Below are 12504 nucleotides of genomic sequence, written 5' to 3' on the forward strand. Positions count from 1 at the left end.
AGAATATAGAAAAACAAACATTTTAGATTTTAAATAATTCCATTTTAATAACATTAAATAGACTGAAAATCAATCCTTTTGTTACGTTAGTTAATAAAAAATTAACATTATAAAAAACATTTAATATGCGGACAAAAAAAAACTGCTTCAATTAAAGAAGCAGTTTTTTTAAAACAATTAAAAATCGTTATTCAATTTTTCCTTGAACAATTTCATCTACAATTTCTGGATTTAAAAGCGTAGTTATATCACCAAAATTAGAATAATCTCCTTCGGCAATTTTGCGCAAAATACGACGCATAATTTTACCAGATCTAGTTTTAGGTAAACCTGAAACAAACTGAATTTTATCTAATTTGGCAATTGGGCCAATGTGATCAGATACATGTTGATTAATCTCTTTTATCAAGTTGTCTCTATCTCTATACTCACCCGATTCTTTTAGAATTACAAAACCATATAAAGCATTTCCTTTGATATCATGTGGAAAACCAACAATAGCAGATTCTGCAACTGCTGGATGTTCATTAATTGCATCTTCAATAGGTGCAGTTCCTAAATTATGACCAGAAACAATTACTACATCATCAACTCTACCCGTTATTCTATAATACCCAACTTCGTCACGTAACGCACCATCACCTGTAAAATATTTACCTGGAAAAGCAGAGAAATAAGTATCCTTGTATCTTTGATGATCTCCCCATATAGTTCGAGCGATTCCCGGCCAAGGGAATTTAATACATAAACTACCATCAACTTGATTGCCTTCAATTTCATTGCGTTTATCATCCATCAAAACAGGCTGTATTCCTGGTAATGGAAGTGTAGCATATGTTGGTTTTGTTGGTGTAATAAATGATAAAGGAGCTATCATAATACCACCTGTTTCGGTTTGCCACCACGTATCAACTACAGGACAACGCTTCCCTCCTACGTGGTCATTATACCAGTGCCAAGCTTCCTCATTAATAGGTTCTCCTACAGATCCTATAACTTTCAATGATTTTAATGGAAATTTTTGAATGTATGATAAATTTTCTTTCGCTAAAGCGCGAATAGCAGTTGGTGCAGTATAAAATTGGGTTACTTTATGTTTTTCAATTGTTTCCCAAAATCTACTAAAATCAGGATACGAAGGAATTCCTTCAAATATAACAGTTGTAGCACCATTTAGTAATGGTCCATAAAGAATATAAGAGTGTCCAGTTATCCAACCAATATCTGCGGTACACCAGAAAATATCATTTTCTTCGTAATTAAATACATTCTTAAAAGTATATGCAGTGTAAACCATATATCCCGCAGTAGTATGCACCATACCTTTTGGTTTACCAGTAGAACCAGATGTATATAAAATAAATAAAGGATCTTCAGCATCCATAATCTCGGCAACGCAATTATTTATCGCATTATCTAGAAGTGGTTGCAACCATTGGTCGCGACCTTCTTTCATTTTGATTTGAGCATTAGTTCTTTTGGCAACTAAAACTGATTTTACACATGGACAATTCTCCAAAGCATCATCAATAATCCCTTTCAAATCTATAGTTTTATTTCCACGGAAACCACCATCTGTAGTGATAACCATTTTACATTGGCTATCATTAATTCGTGATGATACTGCAGATGCTGAAAAACCAGCAAAAACAACAGAATGAATAGCACCAATTCTAGCACATGCCAAAACGGCTACAGCCAATTCTGGAATCATTGGTAAATAAATACAAACACGATCTCCTTTTGTTATACCTTGATCTCTTAAAACATTGGCCATTTTAGAAACACGATCATACAACTCATTATAACTAATGTGTAATGCTTGTTCATTTGGATCGTTTGGTTCAAAAATAATTGCGGTTTTTTCTCCTTTTTTAGCTAAATGTCTGTCTATACAATTCTTTGTAATATTTACTTTAGCATCAACAAACCATTTAACTTCGGCTTCAGCCATATTAAAATCAACAACTTTATCCCAATATTGGTACCAAGTAAAATTTTCTTCAGCAATTTTACCCCAAAACTTTCTTGGTTCTCGTATCGATTTATTATAATGTTTAAAGTATTGTTCTAAACTATCAATTTTAAAATAACTCATCTTTTTTAATTTTTTATAAAAGTATTAAATCTGTTCGGTTTTCAAAACTAATAAATTATAAAATGTTCCAAAAAAATAATAAAAAATAGAACTTATTCAAAATTTAATGCTTTTTTATTAAACATTTTAGACATAAACAAAAAAAGGACACAATAGAATACTAAAATGTCCTTTATCAACAATATTTAACAACAATTTTATCTTCTTATTGAATCAAAAAAATTATTTATAGAAACTAGGGATTACTTCACTTAACTTACAGCTCGTTCGAAGTTAAGTGAATGTAATATGCATAAATATCTTCAATTGTCTAATAAGTGCTTACTAATTCAAAATATTCAAACCTATTTGATATTATGCAAATCCCAGCACACCCTCATGTGTGGTAATTCCTAATTTTTATTTAATTAACCAATTTTTTTCATGGCAGTCATAGATTCCCTTAACCATTCTCCAACTTCTTCAATTGGATGTTGACGAATACTTTTATTAACTGCAATTAACACTGCATTGTCTACACCATTTGTAGTAGAAAAAGACTTACCAATAATGTTAGTTTCAACCGTTTTCATGAACTCAGTCAATAATGGTTTACAAGCATGGTCAAACAAATAACAACCGTATTCTGCAGTATCCGAAATGATTCTATTCATTTCATATAATTTTTTTCTTGCTACTGTATTGGCAATCAAAGGTAATTCGTGCAATGACTCATAATATGCAGATTCTTCAATAATTCCAGATTCAGTCATTGTCTCAAATGCCAATTCTACACCCGCTTTTACCATTGCAATCATTAATACTCCATTATCAAAGTATTCTTGTTCTGAAATTACAGCTTCGGTTGGAGCTGTTTTTTCAAAATTGGTTTCCGCTGTTGCAGCTCTCCAAGTCAATAAGTTGATATCATCATTTGCCCAGTCAATCATCATGTTTTTAGAAAATTCACCCGAAATAATATCATCCATGTGTTTTTGAAACAATGGACGCATGATGTCTTTTAATTCATCTGCCAATTCATACGCTTCAATTTTTGCAGGATTAGAAAGACGATCCATCATATTAGTGATACCACCGTGTTTCAGAGCCTCAGTAATAGTTTCCCAACCGTATTGAATTAATTTTGAAGCATATCCTGGTTCGATTCCTTTTTCGACCATTTTATCAAAACATAAAATTGATCCTGTTTGCAACATTCCACAAAGAATGGTTTGTTCCCCCATTAAATCTGATTTTACTTCAGCAACAAATGAAGATTTTAAAACTCCTGCTTTATGACCTCCCGTAGCTACTGCATATGCTTTTGCTTGCTCTAATCCTTCTCCGTTTGGGTCATTTTCTGGGTGAACTGCGATAAGAGTTGGTACTCCAAAACCTCTTTTGTATTCTTCACGTACTTCAGAACCTGGACATTTAGGCGCACACATAATAACAGTTAAGTCTTTACGAATTTGCATCCCTTCTTCTACAATATTAAATCCATGAGAATAAGCCAAAGTAGCACCTTGTTTCATTAATGGCATAATAGCTGTGACCACAGCAGTATGCTGCTTATCTGGTGTAAGATTACAAACCAAATCAGCTGTTGGGATTAATTCATCATAAGTCCCCACTTTGAAACCATTATCTGAAGCATTTTTGAAAGAAGCTCTTTTTTCTGTAATTGCATCAGCACGCAATGCATAAGAAATATCTAATCCTGAATCCCTCATGTTCAAACCTTGGTTTAAACCTTGTGCTCCACAACCAACAATAACTACTTTTTTCCCTGCTAATGCTTCTATTCCTTTAGAGAATTCAGCTTGATCCATGAATTCGCAAACTCCTAATTGTTGTAATTGTAATCTAAGTGGTAATGAATTGAAATAATTTGCCATTTTTTTTAATATTTAATGAATGTAAAATTTTATTAATTAATTTAAAAACTGAAAACTACTGTCTTTTAAGAAAGTGCTTCCAATAAAGTTGAGATTTCCATTTTTTCTTTTGAAACTGATATTCTTCCTGATCGTACAAATTGCATGATTCCAAAAGGTTTTAATTTTGCATATAAATCTTCAATTTCAGAGCGTTTACCTGATTTTGAAATCACAAAAAACTCTCTAGAAACTGTAACAATTTCTGATTTACTATCTTTAATGATGTTCTGTATTTGTCTTTCATCAAAAAGCAAACTAGATTCTATTTTAAAAATTGCACTTTCCAAAAAGATGGTTTCTTCATCAATATGATAAAATGCTTTTATAACTTCAATTTGTTTTTCTATTTGACCTACAATGTTATGTACCCACTTTTCGGTTGTATTTACGACAATTACAAATCTGGAAACATTTTCGATTTCAGACTCGGAAACATTTAGACTCAATATATTAATGTGGCGTTTCAAGAATATTCCTGATATTCTATTTAGCAAGCCAACATTATTTTCTGAATAAACAGAAATGGTGAACATTTTATTTTCCATTTTTTTTTGTTTAAAGTTTTTTCTGTTTAAAGTTTAAAATCGTTTAATGAATTTAATTTTCATTTTCAAACCACTTTAAACCTTAAACTTTAAACTAATTTAAGATAATCGAATATCTGAAACCGAAGCTCCTGTTGGTATCATCGGAAATACATTATTCTCTTTTTCTACCATTACTTCTAAAAAGTAAGAATCTTTAGAGGCCATCATTTCGGCAACAGCAGCATCTAGATCTTCTCTCTTTGTTACTTTTTTTGATTTAATGTAATATCCTTCAGCAATTGCTATAAAATTGGGATTTATCATTTCGGTAGAAGCGTATCGCTTGTCAAAGAATAATTGTTGCCATTGTCGAACCATTCCTAAAAATTCATTGTTCAAAACCACAATTTTTACAGGAACTTTGGTTTGAAAAATGGTTCCCAATTCCTGAATTGTCATTTGAAAACCACCATCGCCAATAATGGCAACTACTTCTCGATCAGGCCTACCCATTTTGGCACCAATTGCTGCTGGTAAAGCAAAACCCATAGTTCCCAAACCTCCAGAAGTAATGTTACTTTTGGATGAATTAAATTTCGAATACCTACATGTAAACATTTGATGTTGACCCACATCCGAAACCATGATTGCATCACCATTTGAATGTTTATTGATCATTTCAATAGTTTCACCCATTGATATTCCGCGATTATTTGTCGGAGTTAACTCTTCATTGATAACAGCTTCTAATTCAATTTTGTATTTCTCTTTGAATTCATTGTGCCAAGCCTCGTGAGTTTTACTTTCAACAAGTGGAATCAAAGCTGTTAATGCTTCTTTAACATCGGCCAAAACAGCTACTGTAGTTTTAACATTTTTATCTATTTCGGCAGGATCAATTTCAAAGTGAATTACTTTGGCTTGTTTGGCATAAGTAGCTAAATTACCCGTAACACGATCGTCAAAACGCATTCCTAACGCAATCAATACATCGCACTCATTTGTCAAAACATTAGGTCCATAATTCCCGTGCATACCTAACATACCAACGTTTAAAGGATGTTCTGTTGGTAAAGCCGAAAGACCCAATATAGTCCAAGCAGCTGGAATTCCAGATTTTTCTATCAATGCTTTTAATTGTTCTTCGGCTTCACCAAGAATAATTCCCTGACCAAAAACGATATATGGTTTTTTTGCATTATTAATCAAATCAGCCGCTTCTGCAACTTTTTCAAGATTTAAAGTTGGCTTAGGTGTATAACTTCTAATGCTGGTACATTTTTCGTAACTAAAATCCATTTCATCAAATTGAGCATTTTTGGTGATATCAATCAATACCGGTCCTGGACGTCCTGATTTTGCAATAAAAAAAGCTTTTGCAATAATTGCAGGTATTTCATGAGCCTCAGTTACTTGATAATTCCATTTGGTTACTGGAGTTGAAATTCCAATAATATCGGTTTCTTGAAAAGCATCCGATCCTAATAAATGTTTACCAACTTGACCTGTTATACAAACCATTGGAGTAGAATCTATTTGAGCGTCTGCAATTCCTGTGACTAAATTGGTTGCCCCTGGTCCTGAAGTAGCAATTGCCACACCTACTTTTCCTGTAGCTCTTGCATACCCTTGTGCTGCATGTGTTGCACCTTGTTCGTGACGTACTAATACGTGATGCAATTGATCTTGAAATTTATATAATTCATCGTAAACCGGCATAATAGCACCACCTGGATATCCATAAACTATGTCTACCCCTTCGGCTAATAAGCATCTGATAACGGCTTCTGCTCCTGATATTCTATTATTTTTCATTTTTTATATTTTTAGCATTTGCAAATTTCTATTTTGCCATAGCTTTTGTACCTTATTTATCTGTAACACATCCTGTTGAAGCGCTTGAAACGGATCTTGCATATTTTAAAAGAACCCCTTTAGATGCCTTTAATACAGGTTGAACCCAATTGGCTTTTCTTTTAGCAAATTCTTCATCACTAATTTTCAAATTGATGGTATTCTTAACAGCATCAATAGTAATTAAGTCTCCATCTTCAACCAATGCTATTCCACCACCGTCGTAGGCTTCTGGTGTAACATGACCAACCACAAATCCATGTGAACCTCCAGAGAAACGACCATCTGTAATTAAGGCTACACTACTTCCTAAACCTGCCCCCATAATGGCAGAAGTTGGTTTTAACATTTCTGGCATTCCTGGACCGCCCTTTGGACCACAATAACGAATAACCACAACATCCCCAGGCTTAACTAAACCACTTTGAATTCCAGGAATAACCGTAAATTCACTTTCAAAAACTACTGCAGTACCTTCAAAATACTCTCCTTCTTTTCCACTTATTTTAGCCACACACCCTTCTGAGGCTAAGTTTCCGTATAAAATCTGAATATTTCCAGTCGATTTTAGTGCTTTTTGAATTTCATGGATTACTTCTTGTCCTTCTTTTAAATCAGGAACCGTTTCTAAATTCTCCGCTACAGTTTTCCCAGTTACAGTCAAACAATCTCCATGAATAAATCCTTCTTTTAATAAATATTTCATAACAGCTGGAACACCTCCAACAGCATGCAAATCTTCCATCATGTATTTACCACTTGGTTTTAAGTCAGCCAATACTGGTGTTTTGTCACTAATAGCTTGAAAATCTGCTAAAGTTATTTCGATATCTACCGAGTGAGCCATAGCAATTAAATGCATTACTGCATTTGTTGAACCTCCCAAAACTGCAACGATTGTAATTGCATTTTCAAAAGCTTCACGAGTCATTATGTCTCTTGGTTTAATATCTTTTTCCAATAATATTCTGATTGCTTTTCCAGCATCAACACATTCTTGTTTTTTATCTTCACTTAAAGCAGGATTTGAAGAACTGTATGGCAAACTCATTCCTAAAGCTTCAATAGCCGATGCCATAGTATTAGCTGTATACATTCCACCACACGCACCAGGACCTGGACAAGAGTTTTTGATAACTCCTTTAAAATCTTCGTCAGAAATAGTTTTTTGAAATTTTTTACCTAGTGCTTCAAAAGCAGATACAATATTCAAGTGTTCTCCTTTCCATCTACCAGAATTAATGGTTCCTCCATACACCATTAATGCTGGACGATTTACTCTACCCATAGCAATCAATGCTCCTGGCATATTCTTATCACAACCCGGAACAGCAATTAACCCATCGTACCATTGTGCTCCCATTACTGTTTCAATAGAATCAGCAATCACATCTCTAGAAACAAGGGAAAAACGCATTCCTTCGGTACCATTTGAAATACCATCACTAACACCAATCGTATTAAATATCAAACCAACAAGATCAGCATCCCAGACCCCTTTTTTGACATCTTTGGCAAGTTCATTTAAGTGCATATTACAAGTATTCCCTTCATACCCCATACTCACTATTCCAATTTGCGCTTTATTAAGATCCTCCTCTGTCAAACCAATCCCGTACAACATTGCTTGAGCAGCTGGTTGTGTGATATCTTGTGTAATTGTCTTGCTGTATTTATTTAATTCCATTGTATTTTATTTTGTGTATTTTATTATTTTTCTAAAAAAAAACCTCCCAAATTATGGGAGGTTTTAAATATGTTTTCACTTATATCTATACCAATCCCTTTTCATATGTGATAATCACAATGACACTTACGACAAAAAGGATATTGATAATATGTTTCATTTTTCTTGTTTTTAACTCTGCAAAAGTATAAAAAACAAATCCAATAAAAAAACATTTTATCAACAATCCAAATGTTTTTAGTGATATAATGCAATATTTTATGATTTTTATTATCTAAACAATAGTTGATTGTCCAATTTGAACATTATCGTTTTTAAAATACAAATCATCTTTACTTAATATGACGTTCGAAATAAAATCCCCTACATCATTTGTTCCAAAACGTGAACCAGGGTTCAAATCTATCGTAACTACTTTATATTCTATTGCTTTCTCAACAGCTTCATATACTTTCTTTGCTTCTTTATCCAAACCGAAATGTTCTAACAATAGAGCTGCCGATAAAATTGAAGCGATTGGATTGGCTATATTCTTACCTTTCGCCTGTGGATATGATCCATGGATAGGTTCAAAAAGCGCATTATTTTCTCCAATAGAAGCCGAAGCCATTAAACCGATAGATCCCATAATTGCACAAGCTTCATCTGACAAAATATCACCAAATAAATTTTCAGTCAAAATAACATCATACTGTTTAGGGTCCGTGATTATTTGCATTGCAACATTATCAATATATTGACATTCTAATGTTACATCTGGGTATTGAAGAGCAATTTTTTTAACAATTTTTCTCCACAATCTAGAAGTCTCCAATACATTGGCTTTATCCACCAATGTCACTTTTTTTCTTCGCGTTTGCGCTGCCTTAAATGCCTGATGTGTAATTCTATTTATTTCATTTTCAGAATACTCACATACATCTGAAGCAAAAGTCCCTTCTTCATTTATTATTTTTTCGCCATAATAAGAACCGCCTGTAAGTTCTCTATAAATTACAAAATCTACATTTTCGATAACCTCTTTTTTGATAGGAGACGCATCCAAAAGATTTTTGAAAGGTTTTATAGGGCGAATATTAGCATAAAGACCTAATTCTTTTCTAAGTTTTAACAATCCTTGTTCTGGACGGATTTTAGCTTCTGGATTATTATCGTATTTTGGATTTCCAATAGCACCAAACAATACGGCATCAGTATTCAAACAAAGATTTAAAGTTTGCTCGGGTAATGGATTTCTTGTTTTTTCAATTGCAGTTGCACCGATTAGAGCATCTTCAAAAATAAATTCATGATCATAAGCAACACTAATAGCATACAACGCTTTTTTTGCTTGTAAGATAACCTCCGGTCCAATTCCATCCCCTGCAAGTACAGCTATTTTTAAGTTCATAATTATATATTTTAAAGAATTAAAACTAATGCAATTTAGTTCATATTAATTTTACTGGCTTCAATAATTTGATGAATATCAGTATCTAAAACTTCTTTTTTGATATCTGCGAATTTTAAAAATTCAACATAAACAATATCCAATTGTACTTTAGTAAGTTCATAACCTACTTTTTTGGCTCTATACGCCAAAGCCGCTCTTCCACTTCTAGCGGTAAGTATTATAGATGATTCATTTACCCCAACATCCAAAGGATCCATGATTTCGTAAGTAGCTCTATTTTTAATTACTCCATCTTGATGAATTCCAGAACTATGCGCAAATGCATTAGCACCTACAATTGCTTTATTGGGCTGAACGAACATTCCCATACTTTCAGATACCAATCGACTCATTTCGTTCAATTGTTTAGTATTGATGTCCGTATATAAATTCAAATAAGGGTGTTGCTTAAAAACCATAACCACTTCTTCAAGTGCTGTATTTCCGGCTCTTTCTCCAATTCCATTTATTGTACATTCAATTTGTCTTGCGCCATTTATAGCTCCAGCAATAGAATTAGCAGTAGCCATACCTAAGTCATTGTGACAATGACATGAAATAATAACATTTTCAATTCCTTTTACGTTCTCTTTAAGGTATTTTATTTTAGCACCATATTCTTCTGGTAAGCAGTAACCCGTGGTGTCAGGAATATTAAGAACAGTTGCCCCCGATTTAATAACTTCTTCACAAACTTTGGCCAAAAAAGCATTTTCGGTTCTTCCAGCGTCTTCGGCATAAAACTCAACATCCTCTACATATTTCTTTGCATGAGCAACAGCATGTTTGGCTCTTGCAATGACATCTTCACGCGTAGTCTGCAATTTGTGTATAATATGGGAATCAGAAGTTCCAATTCCAGTATGAATTCTAGGTTTAACAGCGTGTTTCAAAGCGGCTGCAGCAACATCTATATCATTTTCTACAGCTCTTGTAAGACCACAAACAGTAGCATTTTTAACAATTTTACATATCTCTGAAACAGATAAAAAATCACCTGGACTAGAAACAGGGAAACCAGCTTCAATAATATCTACACCCATCTCATCTAGTCGATTGGCAATAACTAGTTTTTGATTGGTGTCTAACTTACATCCTGGGACCTGTTCTCCGTCTCTTAATGTGGTGTCAAAAATTTGGACTTTCTCTCTATTCATTTTAATATATTTAATGTAATTTCACATCTTAAAACAAAAATAGTTTTCATTTACTTAAAACTAAACCTCTTTTGAGTAAATATACTACTTATAAAGCAAAAAATACCAACTTAACAATCTGTATATCAGAATATTAAATACTTTTATAATACAATGGCTAACCATCAAAAAGATTTTTTATTTGTTCTAATAAAATCCCTTTCCAAATCTGAAAAAAGACAATTTAAGATATTTGCAAGTCGACTGGAAACCAGTTCAAATACTAAGTTTATCGAATTGTTTAATATTTTAGACAAATCAGAAGTGTATGATGAAAAATTGATATTAAAGAATGGGTTGATTAAGAAAGTGCAATTATCAAATCTAAAATCATACTTATACAAACAAATTCTAGTTAGTATTCGATTGAACATTCCAAGTCAAAACATTCGATACCAACTAAGAGAACAAATCGACTTTGCCGCAATTCTTTATAACAAAGGATTATACAAGCAAAGTTTAAAAATATTGGATAAAACCAAACAACAAGCCATTGAAAATGATGAAAAATACATGGCTTTTGAAATTGTTGAATTTGAAAAACTGATCGAGTCACAATACATCACCAGAAGTATCCAAGGAAGAGCTGATGAATTGGTAATTCAAGCCAAAGAATTGAATTATCGCAATACTATTTCTAGTAAATTATCTAATTTATCGCTGCAATTGTATGGTATAATGCTAAAAACCGGATTTGTAAAAAGCGATGAAGAATACAAATACATTGATGATTATTTCAATAAACATATTGCCCATTTAGATCAATCTAAATTTGAATTTAGAGAAAAATATTGGTTTTATAATGCTAATTTATGGAGAAGTTTTTTGGTACAAGACTTTCTTTCCTGCTATAAATATGCCTATAAATGGGTAACTTTATTTTATGACAATAAAAATATGATTTTTCTAAATCCAGTTTTCTTTCTAAAAGGAAATCATTATTTATTAGAGTCTTTATTTATGCTGAAATACAAATCAAATTTTAAAAAATATTTAGAATTACTTGAAGAAACCATCAATGATCCTCGTTTTCCTGTAAATGATAACATAGCTTCCTTGTCTTTTCTATATTTATATAACAATAAGTTAAATTATCACATACTCGAAGGTACATTTGCCGAAAGCGAATATTTGGTTCCTGTTATTTTAAACAAAATGAAAATTCACAGTGAGCACTTGGATGAACACCACGAAATGATGTTCTATTATAAAATTGCCTGTATCTATTTTGGAAATGAAAAATACCAAGAATGCATTGTTTATTTAGAAAAAATAATCAACAATAAAAATCTAACCATGCGTGAGGATTTAATGTGTTTTGCTAGACTATTATGCTTAATTGCACATTACGAGGTTGGAAACGATTACAACCTTGAAAATCAGCTTAAAAATACCTATAAATTTTTAATTAAGATGAATGATTTACATGAAGTACAAAAAGAAATCATTCGTTTCTTAAAGAATTTGAGTACTTTATATCCAAGTGATATCAAAAAAGAATTTATAAAAGCAAGAGAACGTTTTATCGAATTAGAAAAAAACACATACGAAAAGAGAGCATTCCTATATCTTGATATTATTGCTTGGTTGGAGAGTAAAATTGAAAACAGAAAAATAAGTGAAATAATCAGAGAGAAAGCTTTACTGAATAATAGATAATAAACTAACTTTTTATTTTAATCCAGATTTCTCTTTAAAAACCCACTATATCTGTATACTTACTCAATACCAAGACCTAGACTGTTTTTATTAAATAGTATTCCTTAATAACGAAGAATACTTCAGAATCTG

8 protein-coding genes are annotated in these 12504 nt (G+C 32.3%); 1 reads left to right on the forward strand and 7 read right to left on the reverse strand.

What is annotated here, in order from left to right:
* Nucleotides 1-187 precede the first annotated feature (187 nt).
* The 7 genes from acs to OZP06_RS17055 all read right to left on the reverse strand — a co-directional run bounded on the left by acs (nucleotide 188) and on the right by OZP06_RS17055 (nucleotide 10674).
* Entirely contained in the window at nucleotides 188-2098 is a 1911-nt protein-coding gene (gene acs / locus OZP06_RS17025; RefSeq protein WP_269222917.1) for an acetate--CoA ligase, read from the reverse strand.
* Nucleotides 2099-2505: 407 nt separating this feature from the next.
* Nucleotides 2506-3975 carry a ketol-acid reductoisomerase gene (ilvC, locus tag OZP06_RS17030; protein WP_269222918.1) on the reverse strand — a complete coding sequence of 490 codons (1470 nt, stop codon included), beginning with the start codon at nucleotides 3973-3975 and terminating at the stop codon, nucleotides 2506-2508.
* A 65-nt stretch (nucleotides 3976-4040) separates the two neighbouring features.
* On the reverse strand, nucleotides 4041-4562 hold the full coding sequence (ilvN, locus tag OZP06_RS17035; RefSeq protein WP_269222919.1) for an acetolactate synthase small subunit: 522 nt from the start codon (nucleotides 4560-4562) through the stop codon (nucleotides 4041-4043).
* Between the two features lie 99 nt (nucleotides 4563-4661).
* Entirely contained in the window at nucleotides 4662-6359 is a 1698-nt protein-coding gene (gene ilvB / locus OZP06_RS17040) for a biosynthetic-type acetolactate synthase large subunit (protein WP_281239609.1), read from the reverse strand.
* A gap of 52 nt (nucleotides 6360-6411) precedes the next feature.
* Nucleotides 6412-8085: a dihydroxy-acid dehydratase gene (gene ilvD / locus OZP06_RS17045; RefSeq protein WP_269222920.1), complete on the reverse strand. Its 1674-nt coding sequence runs from the start codon at nucleotides 8083-8085 to the stop codon at nucleotides 6412-6414.
* A 274-nt stretch (nucleotides 8086-8359) separates the two neighbouring features.
* Nucleotides 8360-9475: a 3-isopropylmalate dehydrogenase gene (leuB, locus tag OZP06_RS17050; protein WP_281239608.1), complete on the reverse strand. Its 1116-nt coding sequence runs from the start codon at nucleotides 9473-9475 to the stop codon at nucleotides 8360-8362.
* Between the two features lie 35 nt (nucleotides 9476-9510).
* Nucleotides 9511-10674, reverse strand: a complete 1164-nt coding sequence (locus tag OZP06_RS17055; RefSeq protein WP_269222921.1) for a 2-isopropylmalate synthase — start codon at nucleotides 10672-10674, stop codon at nucleotides 9511-9513.
* A 153-nt stretch (nucleotides 10675-10827) separates the two neighbouring features.
* On the opposite strand from OZP06_RS17055, the gene OZP06_RS17060 reads away from it, so the two are divergent.
* On the forward strand, nucleotides 10828-12372 hold the full coding sequence (locus tag OZP06_RS17060; RefSeq protein WP_269222922.1) for a hypothetical protein: 1545 nt from the start codon (nucleotides 10828-10830) through the stop codon (nucleotides 12370-12372).
* Nucleotides 12373-12504: the final 132 nt, after the last annotated feature.

Source organism: Flavobacterium sp. IMCC34518, assembly GCF_027111095.2.
Taxonomy (GTDB): Bacteria; Bacteroidota; Bacteroidia; order Flavobacteriales; family Flavobacteriaceae; genus Flavobacterium; species Flavobacterium praedii.

Bases quoted from the DNA above. Each gene is read 5' to 3' on its own strand.
- OZP06_RS17060 (WP_269222922.1), top strand. From the start codon at position 10,828: ATGGCTAACCATCAAAAAGATTTTTTATTTGTTCTAATAAAATCCCTT.
- OZP06_RS17055 (WP_269222921.1), bottom strand. From the start codon at position 10,674: ATGAATAGAGAGAAAGTCCAAATTTTTGACACCACATTAAGAGACGGA.
- ilvD (WP_269222920.1), bottom strand. From the start codon at position 8,085: ATGGAATTAAATAAATACAGCAAGACAATTACACAAGATATCACACAA.
- acs (WP_269222917.1), bottom strand. From the start codon at position 2,098: ATGAGTTATTTTAAAATTGATAGTTTAGAACAATACTTTAAACATTAT.
- ilvC (WP_269222918.1), bottom strand. From the start codon at position 3,975: ATGGCAAATTATTTCAATTCATTACCACTTAGATTACAATTACAACAA.
- ilvB (WP_281239609.1), bottom strand. From the start codon at position 6,359: ATGAAAAATAATAGAATATCAGGAGCAGAAGCCGTTATCAGATGCTTA.
- ilvN (WP_269222919.1), bottom strand. From the start codon at position 4,562: ATGGAAAATAAAATGTTCACCATTTCTGTTTATTCAGAAAATAATGTT.
- leuB (WP_281239608.1), bottom strand. From the start codon at position 9,475: ATGAACTTAAAAATAGCTGTACTTGCAGGGGATGGAATTGGACCGGAG.